Consider the following 20,563-nt stretch of genomic DNA (forward strand, 5'->3'; position numbering starts at 1 on the left):
CCCGATGATCACCGAGGTCGACGACGCGCTCCGAGCCCTGGTGCGCGAGGCGGTCGGCGACGTCGAGGTCGCGTTCGACGCCCCGACGAAGGACTGGGCCGCGCGCCGCAACGCGCCCACGGTCGACGTGTACCTGTACGACGTCCGCGAGGACGTCAAGCGCCGCTCGCACGGGCTGGTCGACCGCCGCGGTCCCGACGGCACGGTGGTCGGCCGCGCCGACCCGCCGCGGCACTTCCGGCTGTCCTACCTCGTCACGGCCTGGACGCAGCGTCCCGAGGACGAGCACAGGTTGCTCGACCGTGTGCTCGCGGCGCTCATCGGCCTCGACGCACTGCCTCCCGAGCACGTCGTGGGGTCGCTCGCGGAGGCTCGCGGGCCGGTGCCCGTGACCGTCGGGATGCCACCCGCCGAGGACCGCAGCGTCACCGACGTGTGGTCCTCGCTCGGCGGCGAGCTCAAGCCCTCGGTCGAGGTCGCCGTGACCGCACCCCTGCTGCGCCCGGACCGCGGCGAGGTCGGTCCGCCCGTGCGCGAGGAGCTGCTGCTCGCCGCGCGAGACACGACCGGCGACGGCGCCGACACGCAGCGGCGACGGCACCGCGCGCCCGCCGCGGCGCCCGCACCGGCAGCCGTCCTCGCCCCGGTCCCGCGCGAGACCGACGGCGAGGCTGCGGCGGCGGGGGCGGCGTCGGGCACCCGCGCACCGCGCGCACGGAGGCGGTCATGACCGACGCGAGCCTCGTCCACCTCGGCGGGCGCCTCGGCGTCCTCGAGGAGCGCGTGCGTGACCTCGTGGCCCGACGGCGCGTGGGTGACCCGACCGCGGACGACCCGTTCCGCGGCCTCTACCTCACGGACGCCGCGGTCGACCACCTGCTGGTCGGACCGGCGCTCGCGGCGGACCTCGGCGTGGCGTCGGACCGCCTGGCGATGGTCGAGCAGGCCGCGGACGCCGCTGAGCGGTCCGGGGAGCGCGTGCGGCTGCGCGCGCTCGCCCGCGCGTTCGACCTCACGGACCTCGACGTCGAGATGTTCCTCGTGGCGCTCGCGGGCGAGGTGGACCTCCGGTTCGAGCAGCTCTTCGGCTACCTCAACGACGACGTCTCGCGGCACCGGCCGTCCGTCGCGACGGCGTTCGCGCTGTGCGGGGTCCCGCTCGCGTCGGCGCCCGCCCGCCACCGGCTCACGCACGGGCCGCTCGTGCGGGGCGGGCTCGTCGACGTCGAGGACCTCGACCGGCCCCTGCCGGGGCGCGCGCTGCGGGTCCCGGACCGCGTCGTCGGGCACCTGCTGGGCGACGACGCCCCCGACCCGGCGCTCGCCGACGCCCTCGTGGACCTCGTCCCGATCGACTCGGACGACGCTGACCGGGTCCGGGCCGCGCTCGCCGCGGGCGTCGGGTTGCTGTACCTGAAGCAGCCCGGGACAGGCTCCGCGGCATCCGCCGCTGCGGCGGCGCTCGCGGCGACCGGTCGCGACGTCGTCGGGCTGGACCTGCGGCGTCTCGGTGCCGACCCGGTGGACACGGTCCGGGCGGCCGTGCGGGAAGCGTCGCTGCGCGACGCGGGACTGGTCGCCGATCCCGTGGACGCGGTGCGCGGGTCGCCCGAGGTCGTCGCGGCGCTGGCGGAGGGCTCAGGTGTGACGGTGCTCGTCGGGGAGGCCGCGTGGGACCCCGAGTGGTCGCGTGCCACGCCGCTGCTCGTCGACGCGGACGAGGTGACGACGGCCGAGCGCGCCGCGCTGTGGGCCGCCGCCCTGGGGGACGTGGCAGGCGACGTCGACGTCGCGGGCGTGACCGCCCCCTTCCGGCTGCGGCCCGAGCAGGTGGTCCGGGCGGCGCGGTCGGCCGGTGCGCAGGCCGTGCTGCGGCCCGACGGACGGGTGTCGGCCGAGGACGTGCGCCGCGGGGCGCGGGCCGAGAACGGCACGGCGCTGGACCGCCTCGCGCGGCGCGTCACGCCCGCCGTCGGGTGGGACGACCTCGTCCTCGCGACCCCGGCGCTGCGGGCGCTGCGGGAGGTGTCGCAGCGCGCGCGCCACCGCGACCGCGTGCTGGGCGACTGGGGGATGCGTCCCGGCGGCGGACGTGGGCGCGGCGTGGCGGCGCTGTTCGCGGGCGGCTCGGGGACGGGCAAGACGATGTCCGCCGAGGTCGTGGCGCACGATCTCGGGCTCGAGCTCTACGTCGTCGACCTCGCGGCCGTCGTGGACAAGTACGTGGGCGAGACGGAGAAGAACCTCGAGCGGATCTTCACCGGCGCCGCCGGGGTGAACGCCGTGCTGCTGTTCGACGAGGCCGACGCCGTGTTCGGCCGCCGCTCCGAGGTCAAGGACGCCCACGACCGCTACGCCAACATCGAGAGCGCCTACCTGCTGCAGCGCATGGAGACGTTCGACGGGCTCGTCGTCCTGTCCACGAACCTGCGCGCGAACATCGACGAGGCGTTCACGCGTCGGCTCGACGTCGTCGTGGACTTCCCCGTGCCCGACGACGCCGCGCGCCGCCTCCTGTGGGACCGGTGCCTCGGGTCCGTGGTCCCGCGCGCGGACGACCTCGACCTCGACTTCTGTGCCAAGGCGTTCGAGCTCGCTGGCGGAGGGATCCGCTCCGCGGCCGTCACCGCGGCCTACCTCGCCGCGGCCGACGACGGCGTGGTCGAGATGCGGCACCTCGTCACCGCGGTGCACCGGGAGCACCGCAAGCTCGGCCGGCTCACGCAGCCGAGCGAGTTCGGACCGTACTGGGAGCTGGTGGAGTGATGTCGGAGCACGAGGAACACCCCCGCCCGGTCGTGCCGCGCCACACCGCCGGCCGTCCGGGGCGGACGGGCACCGCAGCAGCCGCGCCGCTCCGTGGCGAACGGCCGCTGGTGCTGCCAGGGCTCCAGCGCGACGTCGGCAACGCGCAGGTGTCCCGGATGCTCGCACCTGCGGCGGGCGTCGTCGTCCAGCGCGCCGTCACGGCCGCGGAGGTGAAGACGCTGCCGGAGGAGGTCAAGCGCGCGGTCGTCGTCGACTTCCCGCGGGTGCTGTCCGCGGTGCTCTCCCGCACGATCTCGCTGAAGGACGTGCTCGACGCGGCGAAGGACCTCGCGACCCTGGACACCGACGCACGGTTCTACCTCCAGCACCACCGGCAGGTCGAGGCTGCGCTCGCGGGGATGCAGCAGGCGACGGAACCCGACGCGATCCGTCAGGCCGTCGAGGACGACCTCCTCCGCGACCTCCGGGCGGTCCCGTGGCTCCCGCAGAGCGCGCAGGACCGTATCGCCACCGACCTCGCCGGGCGGGTGCGCGTGCTCGACGAGGTCGACTTCGCCCGCAGACGCGTGCTGGAGTGGGGGTCCGGACCGGGTGGCCCGCAAAGCATGGACGCCGTTCTGCGCACGGTCATGGGGAGCTGGCGCGCGCTCGGCTTCGCCGAGCGGAACCGCAACCCACGACACCTCAACCTGCGGCAGCACGTCGTCAAGCCGCACCACGCGATCCACGAGGCGCTGCACATCCTGTCCGGCGCCGGGTGGGACAAGCACGTGGGGGACGGTGACGCGACGGGCTGGCCCGCGCTCGTCGAGGGGGCCACGGAGATCACGACCCTGCTCGTGCTCGACGCGCTCCAGAAGCCCAGCGAGGGCGACTACTACGCGGCGAACAAGCGGGAAGCGCTCGCCCTGATCGGCCAGGCCGGGATCAAGGGCACGGAGCTGGTCGCGTACTACTTCCAGGACGCGACGGTGTTCCGCGGCGTGCTGAAGATCAAGGAGGACGTGCAGGAGGGCGGCGGGTTCATCTCGTCCGCCGTTCTCGGCTACACCGGCGGAAGCCGGAGGAAGAAGGTCGGCGCGACCCCGAAGGAGACGACGCAATGACGCGCGAGCAGGGGGCCACGGCTCACCACGTCGGCAGGGAGCGCCCGCGCGAGACGCGTGAGCGGTCGACCGACCAGACCGTCTCCCGGGCGGCCGAGGCCGTCGGCTCGGCGGCCGCCGCGCTGATCGGCGGACAGAGCGCCGTCCTCGGAGAGGTCGACCTCCGGGCACTGCAGCGCGGCGTGGGGAACGGCGTGCTCCAGCGCGTCGTCGGCGAGGGTGGCCGGTCACCGGTGCTCGACGTCGTCGGGCGTGGGGGCGGATCGCCGCTCGCACCGGACGTGCGCGAGGACATGGAGTCGCGGATCGGCGCCGACTTCTCCGACGTGCGCGTGCACACCGGCGGGACGGCAGCGTCGTCCGCCGCCGCGGTCGGCGCTCACGGCTACACGGTGGGCCGCGACGTCGTGTTCGGCGCCGGGAAGTTCGACAGCACGTCGACGGCGGGCAAGACGATGCTCGCGCACGAGCTGACGCACGTCGTGCAGCAGCGCAGCGGCTCCGTGTCCGGGACCCCGACGGGCGACGGCATCAGCGTCTCCGACCCGGGCGACCGGTTCGAGCACGAGGCGGAGACCAACGCCCGGAGGGTGATGCGGTTCCCGCGCGGTCAGGCCACGGCTCCCGCGGCCGGCGCCGGCCGTGATGCCTCGGAGGTGCGTCACGACGCGTCGTCGACCGCCGGTGCGAGCCTCCAGCGCGACCAGGCATCCGCTGCGCTTCTGCGGACGCTCGCGGTGCCTCAGGCGTTCCAAGGTCCCGAGGTCCAGCTCCAGACGTCGATCGTGAACGCCATCGAGGGCGAGATCCTGCGCCTCCGGCAGGCGGAGGAGCTTCCTCTCTACCTCGAGCTCGGCGGCGCGATGTTCGTCGGCGCGATCACCCTGAGTCGGATCCCTGCCGACCCGGCGGGTGAGCCGGCGATGATCGGTGCGGCGGCGTTGCACGACCTGCCGTCGGAGTACGAAGCGAAGCAGACCGGCGGTCAGCACCACGCGCTGCGTGCGAACGAGACCGGATACGCGATGGTCAAGTCCCTCGGTCTCGAGGCAGCCATCGTCGAGAACACCCTCAAGACCATGATCGCGGCGCGTCAGATCGAGTACCTCCGTCTGCGAAAGCTCACGGACCGTTGGAAGATCCTCGTCGAGGTGCACTACTACCGAGGGCGCCCGCAGAACACCCACAAGTTCCACAAGGACACGCTCGGGCAGACGCTCTTCGTCAACCTGAACTACGAGAACGACCGCGCCATCGCGGGTCCCGAGTACGTCCTCAACCCGCCGGCGGTCGCCGAGCACGACCAGCGCACGGCGTCCAGCCTCCCGCGGCGGTTCCAGAGGGACCTCGCAGCGGTGCGGACCTCGCTCGGCGCCCCGACGAAGATCAAGGCACCGACGATCCCCCAGTTCGGTGCCGTCGCCTTCGTCGACGAGGCTGTCCACCACATGACGCCGTTGATCGGACGCCGGGTGGTGCCGTCCTCGGTGATCCGTGATCAGCTGGATGCCCCGACGGGAGGAGCGCACGTGTTCGGCGCAGGCTCCCGCAGGATGCTCCGCAACCTGGCTGCCGTGAAGAGCACGTACAACCGCGACGACCTGCTGCGCGTCGGCGTCGACGCGGCGGACGCGGACTTCCTCGTCGCGGCTGCGAACCCCGGCTTCGAGAACGTCACGATCCCCCGGTCGCAGGAGTCTCCGGTCGCGACCCCGACGCGCCTGACCCGGTCGATGAGCAAGAAGGCCGTGGCCGGGACGCTGCCCGACGCACCGTCCGGCGACCGGCGGTTCTTCCGGACGTGGGTGCGGGTGGTACCGCGGTGACGGAGCGTAGGCACGTCGAGCCGCGGGCCCCCGGAGCGAGACCCTCCCGTCCAGCGGGTGCGGATCGCGCGCGCAGGGCCGCGGACCCGCGAGGACGCGGCGCCGGCTCGGTGGCCGAAGCGGTGACCGCGCTGCAACGGAGCGTCGGGAACGGCGTGATGCAACGTGCGCTCGGTGGTGGTGCGAGGTCGCCCGTGCTGGACGTGGTCGGCAGCGGTGGTGGCTCGCCGCTCGCGCGCGACGTGCGCGAGGACATGGAGGCACGACTCGGCGCAGACTTCTCCGACGTGCGCGTCCACACGGGCGGGACCGCGGCGTCGTCCGCCGCGGCCGTCGGGGCTCAGGCCTACACCGTGGGCAACGACGTCGTGTTCGGCGCCGGGACGTTCGACACCACGTCGACGGCGGGCAAGACGATGCTCGCGCACGAGCTGACGCACGTCGTGCAGCAGCGCAGCGGGCCGGTCTCGGGCACACCGACCGGCGACGGCATCAGCGTCTCCGACCCGGGCGACCGGTTCGAGCGCGAGGCCGAGGCGAACGCCGTGCGGGTGATGTGGGCACCCGCATCCCCGCCCGAGGTCAACACGGCACCGGCGCCGGGCCAGCCTTCAGGCGCCCGACGCGACCCCGGCGGGGCCGGAGGGCACCCCGCGGCTGCGCCGACGGTGCAGCGCACGCTCGACGTGGACCAGGCCGTCAGCATCATGGTCGCCGCTGATCAACAGCTGCAGGACGTACGCCTGCGGAACCTTCCCGAGCTGCGCACCTACTGGTTGGAGAACGTCCACCGCAAGCTGGTCAAGGACTTCGATGACCTGGCGACTGCGCGGGAGGCGCTAGATCGATGGTTCGCGGAAATCGCCGACCGTGGGCACGACGCGGGGCACAGAGCGCGGGCCTGGGAGAGAATCTCCGCGGAGTACGAGCCGGCAGCACCGAAGGTCGCACGGCCACCTTCGGACCCGCGCAAGATTGGGCTAAACACCAAATCGCGCGCCATGGAGAAAGCGCAAGGGGTGAACGACAGCGATCGGTCGTCGCTGAAAGACAACGTCGAGCTCCTGCGGAAGAACCAAGGGGCCGTGTTCTACGTGTACGGCAAGAGCGCAATGGGGCAGGGTGACACGGCGTTCATCGTCCGCACTGTCAATCTGCTCAATGGCCTCGGCTTGAAGGCCGTGGGCGTCAAGGCGGAGGAATCTGCCCACGACCCCGGCTCGTCCTTCAAGAAGAGCCTGGACTCCATCACGCCTCAGGAGCTTTACACCAAGGCAAGACCTGGCGATTTCGTGATCGAGGGGCCGCTCTCCGACCCGGTCGATCTCCAGGACCCCGGCCGAGCTACCTGGTTCGACACCGTGGCGGGCAAGTTCACGGACAAAGGCAGGGAGATCCGCAACCTCCGCCTGTACGAGTATGGAACCCTGACATACCGCGGCGGCCAGCAGATGCAGCAGGAACGGACTCAGAGGAATGGCTCGCCCGTCAACGTCGTCAATCACGCCGGAGATTCGCGCCACGCCTTCATGGGCATGGGCCACGGCGAGATCGGCGCGTTCTACAACTCCGGTGCCGGCAAAGAGGAACGTCCGCTGACCGACGTGCTGGAGAGCCACGCCGAGAGCAGCGAGACGGCGCGGCAGATCCAGGCGGTGCTGAAGCAGCATCTCGACGCCTCCATATTCATCGGGTACGCCAACTCCTCCCGGGTGGCCTACAACTGGGCCAGAGCCGTCAAGCATGCGCTGGGAGGAGATTCATCCAGCGCCTACTCGTTGATCGTGGCGGTGTACGGTGGAAAGCAGATCCAGCCCACATTCGCGATCGAGGACGACGGCACGAGCATCACGTCGATCATCAACCGGGAGAAAGGGCCCGAACCACGTTCCGTGGAGCGCGTCAAGGCGCCCGAGAAGGCGACGGGTTCGATCATCCTGACCGACAGCGTCCCGGCCCCGGTGATGAATGCCTTGCAGCGCCACGCCCGTCCGTTCACTCTGGCGACGGGAAACTATTCCCTGTCTGAGGCGATCGAGAACGGTCACCTCGCCTCCTACGAGGCACTCGACTTCAACGCAGGCGTGGACGCGGACTACAGGTGGCAGCTTCTCAATGCCATGACGACCCTGCAGATCGACGAGAAGCTGCAGGCCGCTGTCACGGCCTTGGTCTCGCCTGACGCCCCGGGAAAGAGGTCGCCCGAGATCCGACTAGCGCTCGAGCATCCTGAAGATGTCAAGCGGATCATGGCGGAAGTCCGAGCCAACACCGACATCACCCGACTGTTGGTGGGGAGGCTCGCCTCGCTGGAACGAGCGAGACGAGATGAACTCATGCGGGGCGAAGACTGAAACGACCCGGCTTCCGTGCAGCCCGCCCCACAGGTGTGCGGCGAGACGGCGACGACCGGCCCTTCTGGCGAGCGCGACGCAAAACCTGCCGACCGGTCGACAGAGGTCGAAGGCGTCCCTAGGCTGCTGAGCGTCCCGACGGCGCGGTCGGGCCCCGACGAAGGAGTCGTCCATGCCTGCACGTCTCGTCCGACGCCCGCTCGCCCTCGTCGCCACCGGAGCGCTGCTCCTGACCGGCCTGGCGCTGCCTGCCGGTGCCGCGGAGGCGGTGCCCGATCCCGAGGTCGTCGGCCCGATCCCGGCGACCACCGCCCCCGGCGACCCCGCCCACGGCTATCCGTTCCTCGCCACCGACTACGACCTCACCGGGCACGGCTACGTCGAGGAGGAGTTCTTCCTCGAGGGCGAGGCGACGCGGTACCAGGCCGACGGCGTCACCGACGCGACGGTGCTCAGCACCGGGCACGACTACCGGACGCGCATCGTGGTCCGCCGCCCCGTCGACCCGGACGCGTTCAACGGCACCGTGATCGCCGAGTGGTACAACGTCTCGAACCAGTGGGACCAGGAGGTCGACTGGTTCCAGACGCACGAGCACCTCGTCCGCGAGGGCTACGCCTGGGTCGGAGTCTCCGCCCAACGCGCCGGCGTCCACTCCGCGACCGGTCTGCGCACCTGGAGCCCCGAGCGCTACGGCGCGCTCGACCTCACCGACGGCGGCGCGGTCACGGACGACACGCTCTCGTGGGACGTCTTCAGCCAGGCGGTCCAGGCGGTGCGCGACCCCGCCGGCACCGCGCCGCTCGGACCGCTCGACGCCGAGCGCGTCGTCGCGACGGGGCACTCGCAGTCGGCGGGCCGCCTGTGGTCCTACGTCAACTCCGTCGACCCGCTCGCGGACGTGGTCGACGCGGTCGTCCTCCACGGCGGGGGCGGCGTGGTTCGGGACGACCTCGAGACGCCCGTGTTCAAGATCAACAGCGAGACCGACGTCGCGATCGACCTGCTCGGGGCGGCGCAGCGCCAGCCCGACACGGACGTGCTCCGCACGTGGGAGGTCGCGGGCGCGTCGCACGGCGACTGGAAGCTCATCACGGACTACGGGCGCCTGCGGATCCGCGACGTCGGCTCCGCGCCGGGCGGCTACCCGGGCACGCCGCAGACGTGCGAGCAGCCGTCGGGGTCGCGCGTGCCGCAGCACATGGTCCAGGGCACGGTGTACGACCACGTTTCCGCCTGGGTGGCCGACGGAACGGCGCCGCCGTCGGCCGAGCCGATCGAGCTGACCGACGACCCGCGGACGGTCGTGCGCGACGAGCTCGGCCTCGGCCTCGGCGGCATCCGCCTCGCGCAGCAGGACGTGCCGACGCGGATCAACTCCGGCCTGAACGCCGGCCCGGGCTTCTGCTTCCTCGACGGCGGGTCCACACCCGTCGACGACGCCACGCTCGCCGCCTGGTACCCGGACCCGCAGGAGTACGCGGACGACGTCGTCGCGTCGACACGTGCAGCGGTGGAGTCCGGCTACCTGCCCGCGGAGGTCGCGGCGGACCCGGCCTGGTACACGGACGTCGTCGAGCTCGTGGGCGACCGCGTCGCCGCCGGGACGGTCGACGCCGCGGTCGGCGAGCAGGTCCAGGACCGCGTGCGGCAGGCGCTCGACGCCGCGGACGCGGGCGACTGGGGAGCGGCCGAGGCACTGGTCGCCCAGGCGCAGGACCTCGCCGAGACGCAGGTGGACGACGCCGGCGCGTCGGCGAGCATCGTCCGCGCCACCCTGGCCGTGCGCGGCGTCATCGGCCTCACCGCGGCGCACGACGACCTGGCCGTCTCGACGCAGGCCCAGGCGCGCTGCCTCGCAGGCCGGGCGTACGTCGCCGTCCGCGCGACGAACGACGAGTCGGTGCCGGTCGACATCACGCTGGCCACGCCGTTCGGGACCAGGACCGTGACGGACGTGGAACCGGGGGCGTCGGCGTACCAGTCGTTCGCCGTGCGGGCGACGTCGGTGGAGACGGGCGACGCCCAGGTGTCGGCGTCGGGTGACGGGCGGTCGTTCGCCGCCGACGTCGCGTACGACGCGATCGCCTGCGGCTGAGCTCTCGCAGGAACTCGCGACGCCGCGAGATCGCGCTCCCTCACGGGGGACGACGCCGTGGACGTCCGGCCGACAGCGGTCGCGGCATCCACGGCGTCGTCGCGGGTGGACCCTCGCTCAGCCGCGGGCGTCGTAGAGCGCCGTGACGGTGTTGCGCACCGCGAGCTGGTCGATCCGGCCGCTCAGCTCGACCGTCACCGCCCCCGCGGGGACCGCAGACCTGCGGGTGGCGAACGACTGGTACGCGTTGGCGCCCGGCAGGACGCCGAGGAACGACTTCGTGCCGAAGTCGGTCGTGATCTTGACGTCCACCGGCACGGACTCGGTGTTCTCGACCCGGACGGCGACCACGACCTTGTCCGCGATGGTGCGGGACTCCGCCGTGACGACCGCCTCGGGACGCTCACGCTCCACAGCCCGGCCGTAGGGCGTGAGCTCGGCGGCCGCCGCGAACTGGAGGCCGTTCTGCGAGCTCAGCGCCACGAGCTTGACGTAGCGGGCGGCGGTCTCGGCGAAGTCGACGCGGGCGAGCGCGGTCCCGGTAGGGAAGGAGCCGGTCGCCACGGCGCTGCCCCACGTGGTGTTGTCGTGCGACAGGTAGACCTCGTAGTCCTTGATCAGCCCGTTCGTGCCGGACTGCCGGGGCAGGTAGCCGAGGCCGTCGAGCAGGTGCTCGGCCCCGAGGTCCACGGCGATCCAGTGCGGGTGGCCCGGGACCGGCTGCGCGGCCCACCGCGAGTGCCAGATGGACTGCGGTGCACCGTCGATGACGTTCACCGCCGGGTCGCTCGTGGGCTCCTCGCTGCTGAACCCGGCGATCGACAGGCGCGAGCGGGGCACCGTGCCGTCCGCGACGACGGAGACCGTCGCCTGCCGCGTCGCCGTGCCGTGGGCGCCGGCCGGCGAGTACGTCGACCGGGCGACGAGCACCACGTCGCCGGGCTCGGCACCGACGGGCGGCTCGACCGTCCAGTTCGTCGTGCGCGTCTCGCCGTCGGCGAGGTCGCGGAACGTCGTCTCGGTCGCCGCGGTGACCTGCCAGCCGAGGGGCGCCTCCAGCACGGCCGTCACCTCGTCGAGCCGGTCGCCCGACTGGTTGGTCACGCTCGTCGTGATCGTCGACGACCGGCCGGCGAGCAGCTCGGTCGCGGCCGACGGGAAGCCCACGAGGACGGGGAGCGGCGTGAGCTGCGCGGCGTCGGTCGCGACCTCGAAGACGCGCTCGCCGTCGCGGTTGATCCACGTCGCGGTCATCGTCGCGGGCTCCACCGTCGAGTCGATCTCGAGCTTGAGGAAGACGTGCGGCTCGACCGCGCTGTGGACGAGGGCAGGGTTCGGGACGTTGAGGCTCGGGATGACCGAGCTGTGCATCGGGCTCACGATGAACTGCCACAGGTCGTAGCCCACGCGCGGGCCGTAGTTCAGCGCGCGCGAGACGTGGATGTCGCCGCCGAGCAGGAAGACCCCGGGGATGCGGTGCTCCTGCACGAGGTCGAAGATCGCGTCGCGCTCGTAGGAGTACGTGCCCCAGTCGTCGGCCTCGCCGTTCTGCTTGTCGTCCCAGATCATCCCGCTCGCGAGGAGCTTGAACGGTGCCGTGCTCGCGAGCAGCCTCTCCCGCAGCCACTCCCACTGCACCTGGCCGATGCCCGTCGTCCTCGTCGCGTCCGCCCAGCTCGGCCCGGTGCGGCTGAACCAGCGCGGGTCGATCAGGAACACCTCGAGGGGGCCGCGCCGGAACGACGTGTAGATGCCCTCGCCGTCGACCGTGCGCTCGCGCAGGGGCTCGCCCGCCGCCGTGTGCCCGAACGTCGCGTTCGCGCGGTAGTCGACGAACGCGGTGCGGTTGTTGCGCTTGCCCGGCAGGTCGCCGTGCACGTCGTTGCCGCCGAAGTCGTGGTCGTCCCACGTCCCCCAGACCGGCATCGTCCGGGTGACCTCGCGCACCTGCGGCACCTGGAGGAACGCCCGGTGCTTGTCCCGGGCGGTCTGCAGGTTGGTGCTGTCGATGTACGGGGTGTCGCCCATGAAGACGAAGGCCTCGCACCCCTCCGCGCGGATCGTGTCCCAGATGTGGTTCTGCTCGGTCCACACGCACGAGCCGAGACCGACGACGAGCCTCGTCGCGGCGTCGTCGGCGGGCGCGGTCGTGAACGACCCCGAGATGTCGAGCCCGGGGATGGGGTCGCCCTCGGGGGCGATCGCGTAGGAGTAGGCCGTCGCGGCCGTGAGGCCGGCGATGTCGAAGAGCACGGTCGAGTCGTTGTCGGGGGAGAGGACGGCACCGACGCTCTCGCGGGGCCCGCCCTCGGTCCAGTACTCGAGCGTCCACGACTCGCGGTCGTGCAGGTCGCTGCCCGGACGGATGAGGACGCGCGAGTGGTTCGTGCCGGTGTCGCCGACGAGCGGGCCGGCGACGGCCTGCATCGTCGGGGTCACCACCGGCGCCGTCCCAGCGACGACCATCCTCACGTAGGTGGCGAAGGCCGTGAAGAACATCTCGCTGTCGGCGACGGCCTCGCTCGGCTGGACGGTCTGACCGGCGGCGTTGTAGATCTTGTCGATGGTGAGGCTCGACAGGACGAAGCGGCCGCGACCGTGCGCGCCCTCGAGCAGGGCCGGCGGGCGTCCGCCCGCGCTGCACGCGAGCAGCACCCGCATCTGACGCCAGTCGAGCAGCGACTCCCAGCTCACGCGGATCTGCGTCGACCGCCCCGTGAACACCCGGCCGTCGACCACCCGCAGGTGCGACACCAGCGGGTGGTCGGCGACGACCGGGAAGATCGAGTCGTGGTCGGCGTCGTTGCGGCTCGCCGACATCGGCGACGGCAGGTAGGACACCGTCGAGTGGAACTGGTCGGACTGCGCCATGTCGAGGACGACGCCACCCTCGGCGACGAAGGCCCGCAGCGACTCGGCCTGCGCCTCGATGTAGCGGCCGTACGTCGGCTCGTTGTTGGTGAACCCGCCGAACGCGATGACGTCGACGCCCTGCTCGGTCGCGGGCTTCGCCGGGTCGAGCGCGACGACCGCGAAACCGGCCTTCGTCAAGAGCTTCTCGAGACCGGTCGCGCCGGTCCACGGGTCGCGGAGCTCCAGGACGGCTGCGCGCAGCGGGACGTCGTCCGCCGCGACGGCAGCGGTGCCGTTCGCCGCGAGCCACGCGGTGGCGGCGGCCGTCGCGGCCCCGCCGAGGAACACGCGCCGGCTCGTGCCGGAGGTGGTCGGACTGCCCTGCTCGGGCGTGCGCTTCTTCACGGGTGTCTCTCCGAATCCAGGGGACGGTCGTGCGCTGAGGCGCACGGCCCTGATCCGACCGGCCCGGGATGTCCGGCAGCCGATCGCCAGGTGAACGGAGAGGGGAATGCGGACGACGACCCCCGGGGGTTGTCCGGCCAACCCGGCGACCGTGGGAGACGGTTGCCGCCGCAGATCGGTGTCGACCCGCCGTCGGGCGCCGACGCCGCCCGATCGGGCAGCGACGTCTGCCCCGGGAGGTAGCCGACCGGCCCTGATCTCCCGTGCGTCGCCGTACGACCCTGGTCCTCACCAGCGTGTTCCCTAGGAGGCGACGACGACATGACGACGTATCTCTCGCCCGGCGTGTACGTGGAAGAGGTCGAGGCCGGCTCACGGCCCATCGAGGGGGTCGGCACGTCGGTCGCGGCGTTCGTCGGTCTCGCGGCCAGGGGTCCGGTGAACGAGCCGACGCTCGTGTCCAACTGGTCCCAGTTCTCGCAGACGTTCGGCGACTTCGTACCCGGCTCGTACCTCGCGCACGCGGTGTACGGCTACTTCCTCAACGGCGGCGGCAACTGCTACGTGGTGCGCATCGGCGGGGCCGCGCCCGCGTCGTCGGGACGCGGCAAGGCCGCGCCGAAGGCGATCGCCGGCCCGCCGGTGGCGGCCCTGGGTGGCTACCGCCTGACCGCGCTCGACGGCACGACGACCGGCAAGCCGAAGAAGATCACCGTCGAGGTGGCCGACGCCGGCGGCGAGTCCGCGCCGGACGACCAGTTCAGGCTCGTGATCAAGGTCGACGGCAAGGAGGCCGAGACCTTCGACAACGTCACCACCAAGCGCGGCGCGGACAACGTCGCGACGAAGGTGAAGCAGGAGTCGAAGATCATCACGATCGAGGAGGTCGCCCAGGGCAGCGCCCTGATGAAGCCGGACAAGGGCGCCGTCGAGCTCGTGGCACCCGAGCCGGAGCCGGAGCCGCCGTCGACCGCGGACCTGGGCGCCGAGGACTACATCGGCGACGCGGCCGACCGGACGGGATTCAGCGGGCTCGAGGCGGTCGACGACGTCACCATCGTCGCCATCCCGGACCTCGTCGCGGCTCTCGAGCAGGACGCGATCGACCTGGAGACGTTCCAGGCCGTCCAGCTCGCGATGATCGCGCACTGCGAGCTCATGGGCGACCGCATGGCGATCCTCGACCCGCCACCCGGTCTGAACGCCCAGCAGGTCAAGGAGTGGCGGGTCTCGGGCGCAGGCTACGACTCGAAGTACGCGACCCTGTACTGGCCGTACGTGAAGATCTTCGACCCCCTGTCGGGCACGAACGTGTTCGTCCCGCCGTCGGGCCACCTGGCCGGGCTGTGGGCCCGCAACGACGGCGAGCGCGGCGTGCACAAGGCACCGGCGAACGAGGTCGTCCGCGGAGCGATCACGCTGCAGACCAACATCACGCGCGCCGAGAACGACCTGCTCAACCCCGTCGGGATCAACTGCATCCGGGCGTTCCCCGGCCGCGGTGTGCGGGTGTGGGGTGCGCGCACCCTGTCCTCCGACCCGGCATGGCGCTACATCAACGTCCGGAGGCTGTTCAACTACCTCGAGGAGTCGATCCTCGTCGGGACGCAGTGGGTCGTGTTCGAGCCCAACGACCCGGCGCTGTGGGCGCGGATCCGCCGGACGATCGCGAGCTTCCTCGTCAACGAGTGGCGCAAGGGCGCGCTGTTCGGGGTCACGCCCGACGAGGCGTTCTTCGTCAAGTGCGACGACGAGACCAACCCGGCCGAGGGGATCGACGCGGGCCAGGTCGTGTGCCAGGTCGGCATCGCCCCGGTGAAGCCCGCGGAGTTCGTCATCTTCCAGCTGTCCCAGTTCTCGGGCGGCACGAGCCTCGTCGCCGAGTAGCGCGACGGGGACATCCGGCGCCCGCCTGACACCCCGACCGACATCGCACGCACAACGAAGGAGCGCACCATGCCTCTCGCCGACCCCCTCGACTCGTCCGCCGCGAACGGGTTCATCGTGACGATCGACGGGATCCAGGTCCCCAAGGTCATCGAGGTCAGCGGCATCAAGTCCGAGGTCGAGAAGATCGAGCACAAGCAGCAGACCAAGGACGGCAAGTACGTCGTCCGTCAGCTCATGGGCCGGCCCAAGCCCGGCGAGTTCACCGTGACCCGCGGCCTCACCGACAGCAAGACGATCTCCGACTGGCTCAAGATCGTCGCGCAGGGCGACGTCAAGGGGTCGCGCAAGACCGCGGCGGTGGCCTTCCTCGACTACACCGGCGCGACCCTCCAGTCGTACAACTTCACGAACTGCTGGGTGTCGAGCGTCGAGGTCTCCGCGATGAAGGCCGGCGCGACCGAGCCCGCGACCGAGAAGTTCACGGTCGCCTACGACGAGATGACGGTCGGCTGATGCAGCGCGGTCCAGCGCTGGAGACCCTGGACCGCGACGCGCCGGGCGAGCAGGAGACGCCCGGCGCCGGGCGGTCGGCGGGAACGCCCGCGCCGTTGCGCACGGAGTTCGACTTCGAGCTCCCGCGGGGGTACGTCGACGCCGACGGCGTTCGGCACACGCGCGGGACCATGCGTCTCGCGACGGCGCGGGACGAGCTGCTCCCGCTGTACGACTCGCGCGTGCAGGAGAACGCCGCGTTCACGACGGTCGTCCTGCTGAGCCGCGTCATCACGTCGCTGGGCTCGATGTCGAGCATCTCGACGAACGTCGTGGAGAACATGTTCGCCTCGGACGTCGCGTTCCTCCAGGACTTCTACCGCCGGGTCAACGCGGAGGGCCACACGAAGGCCGCCGTCACGTGCCCCGAGTGCTCGCACCGCTTCACGATCGACCTCGCGGGCGGCCGCCTGGGGGAATCGTGACGTACGCGACCGACCGGCTGTACGAGGAGATCGCGTACGTCGCCTACCACTTCCACTGGTCGCCGGACGACATCCTCGACCTCGAGCACGGGGTGCGGCAGCGGTTCGCCCGCGAGATCTCGAAGATCAACACGCGCCTGTCCGAGGGGCGCTGACCATGAGGTGGCCGTGGCAGCGCCGCGACCGGGCGGCGACCGCGGCCGGCCCCCGGGCCGTGGCCGCCGCCCGCGCCGGGGACCTGGCTCCCGGTGGCCCGGGCACGACGCCGCCCGTGGGCTGGGCCTTCGTCCCGCCCGTGCAGCGCATCCTGGGCGACCTCCGGCTGACGACCTCACCGGCAGAGTTCCCCGCCGGGCTCGCCGCCTGGTCGAGCCCGCGGTTCCTCGGGACGATGGGGCACGCCGTCGACCACCGCGCGCCGTCGGGCGTCGTCGACGGCGACGGGGCCCGCCACCTGCAGCGTGCGGTGTCGTCCGACGTCGAGCTCACCCTCCTCGGGCCCGACGACGCCCCGGTTCCCGCCCCTGAGGCGCCCGCGTGGTCGGGGGCCGCACCGTCCGGCAGGTTCACGAGCGCCGCAGCCGTGTCCGACCGGCTGCCGGCCAGCAGACCCGTCGTCGTCGCGCGCACCGCAGCCACTCCGGACACCGGGAGCGGTCCGCTCGTGGTCCCGACCGCGGGACCGGGCGTGGTCCAGCGGGCCACGGCCGTGCCCGACGTCGTCGCCGGCGTCCCGCTGTCGGCGGCACCGACGGGCGCGGTGACCACCGGCGCGGCCGCCTTCTCCGACGGGACGGGGACCGTCCTGCCCCTCGCCGCGGTCTCGGCACCGGTGGCAGTCCCGGCCGACGCCCCGGTGCGTCGCGCACCGACCGTGCAGCGTTCCACCACGGCCGACCTCTCGGCGCCGACGCGTCCCCCGCTGCCGACGGCGCACGGGAGCGGTGCGGCGACCCGCGGTGAGGTCGGTGGGCGACCGGTGCAGCGGCTCGGGCTCGGGGCTCCTCTCCCGACGACAGCCCCGGGCTCGGACCCGGCGCTCGCGGTGCCGCCACCGACCGCTCGGGCCGCAGACCGTGGCGCCTCTCGGGCGGCGGTGCCGTCCGACGGGTGGCCGGTGTCGCCTGTGCCACCGGTCGCTCAGAGGTCTCGCGACGCCGCGGTCGTTCCGGCGAGCCCGGTCGCCCGTCCGGAACCGCCCCTCTCGGTCGCGTCCGGCACGGCGTCCGTACCGTCGGCACCTGGTGCGGATCTCCCCCCGGCCGGCGGCCGCGCACCGACCTCGGAGGGCGTAGTTCCGGCGGGTCCGACGCCGGGCTCTCGCGCGACGTCGAGCGGCCGCGCCGCGATCGGCTCGAGCCTCCCGGCGCAACGGGCCGCGGCGCTCCCGGGTCCCGCGTCCTCGAGCGACGGCGAGCTCGCGCCGGAGACGCCGGCCGGTGCGGCACGCGTCGGGCACGACGCGGCGGTGCTGTCGGACCGGCCGGGCGCGCGCGCCGCGGGTCCCGCCGTCTCGGCTGTGCAGCGCTCCGCCGCGCCGGGCCGGACCGCACCTGCCGTGCCCTCGCCGGGCGCCGCCTCGGAGCCGCCGAGCGGGGGCGGGCTGATCACACCGGTCGTGTCGCGCCGCGTCGCCGCTGCCCCGATGCTCGGCACCGCCGCACCGGCCCCCGCACGTGCCCCGCACGGGACGGAGGGCGCGGCCCTGCACGGCGCGCAGCCACCCGGGCCGGTGGATCCGCCCGAGCCGGGCGGCCAGACGGCGACGCAGCCAGCCCCTGCCGTCGTGCCGCTCCTCGCGGGACCGCCGCACGCGACGGCGTACAACCAGGTCTCCCGTGCCACGGACCCATCGACGTCCGGGCGCGCGGACGAGACGTCCTCCGCGGCCGTGCCCGCATCGACCGTGCCGGCGAGGCGAAAGAGCACGGAGGATGCGCCCCTTCCGGCCGTTCAGCGCGCGCGGGAGGCGTCCGAGCCCGTCGCCCCGTCGCCCGCGCCGCGGCCCGCGATCCCCCTGGTCGTGGCCGCGCTGCCGATCTCACCCGTGTCGGGCACGGCGCCCGCTCACAGCGCGTCAGGCGCACCGGCCACGTCGCCGTCCGCCACCCAGGAACCTGCCGTCGCACCGTCTGACTCGCGTGCGCCGTCCACCTCGGTCTCGCGAACCACGGCGCCGTCCACGGTGCCGTCGCCGTCCCTGTCCCCGTCCACGCCGTCGTCGCCGACGCGCTCGCCGAGGGCGTCGGGCACGAGCGCGGCGGCCGAGGCGGGACGATCCACGACGCAGGCAACGACACCGCCGGCAGACGCACCGCTGACTGTCGCACGACTGACCGCCGGAGCCCCGCTCGCCGCCCCCCGGACGCCCGTGCCGACGCCCGACGTCGCGGGTCGGTCAGCTGCGGGCGCGGTCCGCGGGCCGGTCCCGGTGGACGATGCCGCCTCTGCGCACGGCACGCCGGCCGCGGCGCCGCCGTCCGTCGGGCCGGGCTCGTCGTCCGTCGAGCCGGGCCTCCCGTCCGCGGCGCCAGACAGGGCGTCCGCCGAACGCGCGGTCCTCGCACAGAGGTCGGCGACGTCGGTGTCGACGTTCGCCCCGACGGCCGGTGCACCGCCGGCACCACCCGCACCACCGGCGCCGCAGGACGGCGCTCTGCCGACCGCCACGACGCCGACCGCCACGACGCCGACCGCCACGACGCCGACCGTCGCGCCGTCTCGCGCGGCGTCCGAGGGTCCACCTCCCCTCGCCGCACCTCCCGTGCCTCCTGTCACCGCGCCTCCTGTCGCCAGGCGTCCCCTCGTGTCAGGACGCATCGACAGCGGTTCTGTCGTGTCCCGCGTCGCGCTCGCCCGCCCGCACGCCGACCGCGCCGCGCCCGACCGCGTCGCGCTCGCCCGCCCGCACGCCGACCGCGCCGCGCCCGACCGCAGCGTGCCCGACCGCAGCGCGCCCGACCCAGCGGGTGGCGCGTCGACGGGGCCGGGCGGCACGGCGGGGGAGGGCCCTGTCGTCGCTCGGCTCGCCGGAGACCCGTTCACCGGCGCCGCGCCAACGCCACCGCTCGGCGTCGCGCCGCGAACGCAGCCGCTCGGCGTCGCGCTGCGAACGCAGCCGCTCGGCGTCGCGCCGCGAACGCAGCCGCTCGGCGTCGCGCCGCGAACGCAGCCGCTCGGCGTCGCGCTGCGAACGCAGCCGCTGGACGTCGCACCGCGAACGCAGCCGCTCGGCGTCGCACCGCGACCCCTCCTCGGTGTCGCGGCGCCTGGACCGGTGGTGTCGCGGGACCTCGACGGGACGGGGTCGTGGGCGTCGGCGGCACGACGGACGCGCGGGACGATCGGCGGACATCGCGCCCTGGCGGGCCAGGACCGGTCGGCGCACGGCGCCGCGCCCGTCCTCGACCCCTCGTCCACCACGACGACGCCGTGGCACGTACCGTCGGCCGGACCGGCGGCGGCTGACGCGCTCGCGCCGAGGACGGCCCCGACCGCACCCGCACCCGTGCCCGTGCCCGCACCGACGATGCTCGCGCCGACGGCGCTCGCGCCGACTCCCGGAGCACCGACCGCCGTCCCGGCCGTCCCGGCCGCCGCGCCGACCCCGGTGTCGGCGTCGGCCCCGCCCGCCGCGATGTCGACGGCACCCGTTCCCCCGACCGCGGGGAACGCCGGGCGGTCGTCGTCCCCCGCGGGGCGGTTCGCGATGACCGAGGCCGAGCTCGACGACCTGGCGCGGCGGCTGACCGACCCGTTGCTCCGCAGGCTGCGGCACGAGGTCCTCGTCGACCGTGAACGGCTGGGGCTGCGCATCGACCGGGGGTGGCAGGGGTGACGATCTACGAGGACACGACGCTCGCCGTCGGCATCCGGTACCGCATCTTCCTCGACGACTGGAACCTCGGGCACTTCAGCTCGTGCTCCGGGCTCGGGGCGGAGGTGACCGTCGAGACGCGCGAGGAGGGCGGGAACAACGGGTCGGTGTGGCAGTTCCCCACACGGCTGCGGTTCCCGAACGTCACGCTCACCCGCCCCCTGAACCGGGACAGCGCCAAGATCGGTGAGTGGTTCACGTCGATGGTGACGAGCGGCTACACGTTCGGGACGGCGACGATCGACGCGATGACCGCCCAGGGCACGGAGGTGGCCCGGTTCGGGCTGATGGGCATCGTCCCGGTGCGGTGGTCGGGCCCGACGCTGTCGACGACGGACTCGACCGTGGTGGTCGAGTCCGTGGAGATCGCGCACCACGGGTTCGTGCCGCCGAAGGCTGCGGGGTGAG

General features: G+C 73.2%; 14 protein-coding genes. 12 read left to right on the plus strand and 2 right to left on the minus strand.

Annotation, left to right across the window (positions count from 1 at the left end; genetic code table 11):
- The first annotated feature begins 4 nt into the window (after nucleotides 1-4).
- The 6 genes from NFS20_RS12405 to NFS20_RS12430 all read left to right on the plus strand — a co-directional run bounded on the left by NFS20_RS12405 (nucleotide 5) and on the right by NFS20_RS12430 (nucleotide 10,153).
- Nucleotides 5-730 (plus strand): Pvc16 family protein, encoded by a 726-nt coding sequence (locus NFS20_RS12405; protein WP_251152093.1) that lies wholly within the window; start codon nucleotides 5-7, stop codon nucleotides 728-730.
- Nucleotides 727-2,766, plus strand: a complete 2,040-nt coding sequence (locus NFS20_RS12410) for an ATP-binding protein (protein WP_251152094.1) — start codon at nucleotides 727-729, stop codon at nucleotides 2,764-2,766. Before NFS20_RS12405 ends, NFS20_RS12410 begins: the two co-directional genes overlap by 4 nt.
- 158 nt (nucleotides 2,767-2,924) lie before the next feature.
- Nucleotides 2,925-3,875: a hypothetical protein gene (locus tag NFS20_RS12415; RefSeq protein WP_251152095.1), complete on the plus strand. Its 951-nt coding sequence runs from the start codon at nucleotides 2,925-2,927 to the stop codon at nucleotides 3,873-3,875.
- A complete protein-coding gene (locus tag NFS20_RS12420) occupies nucleotides 3,872-5,701 on the plus strand; it encodes an eCIS core domain-containing protein (RefSeq protein ID WP_251152096.1) in 1,830 nt (609 codons plus the stop codon). Before NFS20_RS12415 ends, NFS20_RS12420 begins: the two co-directional genes overlap by 4 nt.
- Before the next feature lie 110 nt (nucleotides 5,702-5,811).
- Nucleotides 5,812-8,055, plus strand: coding sequence for an eCIS core domain-containing protein (locus NFS20_RS12425; protein WP_251152097.1), 2,244 nt, complete (start codon nucleotides 5,812-5,814; stop codon nucleotides 8,053-8,055).
- A gap of 172 nt (nucleotides 8,056-8,227) precedes the next feature.
- Nucleotides 8,228-10,153 carry an alpha/beta hydrolase domain-containing protein gene (locus tag NFS20_RS12430; RefSeq protein ID WP_251152098.1) on the plus strand — a complete coding sequence of 642 codons (1,926 nt, stop codon included), beginning with the start codon at nucleotides 8,228-8,230 and terminating at the stop codon, nucleotides 10,151-10,153.
- 117 nt (nucleotides 10,154-10,270) lie between these two features.
- On the opposite strand, the gene NFS20_RS12435 is transcribed toward NFS20_RS12430, so the two are convergent.
- The gene (locus NFS20_RS12435; RefSeq protein ID WP_251152099.1) at nucleotides 10,271-13,411 is read right to left on the minus strand and encodes an alkaline phosphatase D family protein; all 3,141 of its coding nucleotides are present in this window, start codon (nucleotides 13,409-13,411) and stop codon (nucleotides 10,271-10,273) included.
- A 321-nt stretch (nucleotides 13,412-13,732) separates the two neighbouring features.
- On the opposite strand from NFS20_RS12435, the gene NFS20_RS12440 reads away from it, so the two are divergent.
- The 4 genes from NFS20_RS12440 to NFS20_RS12455 all read left to right on the plus strand — a co-directional run bounded on the left by NFS20_RS12440 (nucleotide 13,733) and on the right by NFS20_RS12455 (nucleotide 16,433).
- On the plus strand, nucleotides 13,733-15,298 hold the full coding sequence (locus NFS20_RS12440) for a phage tail sheath family protein (RefSeq protein ID WP_251152100.1): 1,566 nt from the start codon (nucleotides 13,733-13,735) through the stop codon (nucleotides 15,296-15,298).
- 69 nt (nucleotides 15,299-15,367) lie between these two features.
- Nucleotides 15,368-15,814 carry a phage tail protein gene (locus NFS20_RS12445; protein ID WP_251152101.1) on the plus strand — a complete coding sequence of 149 codons (447 nt, stop codon included), beginning with the start codon at nucleotides 15,368-15,370 and terminating at the stop codon, nucleotides 15,812-15,814.
- Nucleotides 15,814-16,278, plus strand: coding sequence for a hypothetical protein (locus tag NFS20_RS12450; RefSeq protein ID WP_251152102.1), 465 nt, complete (start codon nucleotides 15,814-15,816; stop codon nucleotides 16,276-16,278). The genes NFS20_RS12445 and NFS20_RS12450 overlap by 1 nt, the downstream gene beginning before the upstream one ends.
- Nucleotides 16,275-16,433 carry a DUF6760 family protein gene (locus NFS20_RS12455; protein WP_251152103.1) on the plus strand — a complete coding sequence of 53 codons (159 nt, stop codon included), beginning with the start codon at nucleotides 16,275-16,277 and terminating at the stop codon, nucleotides 16,431-16,433. Before NFS20_RS12450 ends, NFS20_RS12455 begins: the two co-directional genes overlap by 4 nt.
- Nucleotides 16,434-18,345: 1,912 nt before the next feature.
- Here NFS20_RS12455 and NFS20_RS12460 read toward each other — a convergent pair.
- Nucleotides 18,346-18,561, minus strand: a complete 216-nt coding sequence (locus NFS20_RS12460) for a hypothetical protein (RefSeq protein WP_251152104.1) — start codon at nucleotides 18,559-18,561, stop codon at nucleotides 18,346-18,348.
- A 553-nt stretch (nucleotides 18,562-19,114) separates the two neighbouring features.
- Between NFS20_RS12460 and NFS20_RS12465 the strand changes: the two genes are divergently transcribed.
- Both NFS20_RS12465 and NFS20_RS12470 read left to right on the plus strand, forming a co-directional pair.
- Nucleotides 19,115-20,116: a hypothetical protein gene (locus tag NFS20_RS12465; protein ID WP_251152105.1), complete on the plus strand. Its 1,002-nt coding sequence runs from the start codon at nucleotides 19,115-19,117 to the stop codon at nucleotides 20,114-20,116.
- Nucleotides 20,113-20,562 carry a phage tail protein gene (locus NFS20_RS12470; RefSeq protein WP_251152106.1) on the plus strand — a complete coding sequence of 150 codons (450 nt, stop codon included), beginning with the start codon at nucleotides 20,113-20,115 and terminating at the stop codon, nucleotides 20,560-20,562. The genes NFS20_RS12465 and NFS20_RS12470 overlap by 4 nt, the downstream gene beginning before the upstream one ends.
- The last annotated feature ends 1 nt before the right edge of the window (nucleotide 20,563 follow it).

The organism is Cellulosimicrobium sp. Marseille-Q4280 (assembly GCF_943181405.1).
Lineage (GTDB): Bacteria > Actinomycetota > Actinomycetes > Actinomycetales > Cellulomonadaceae > Cellulosimicrobium.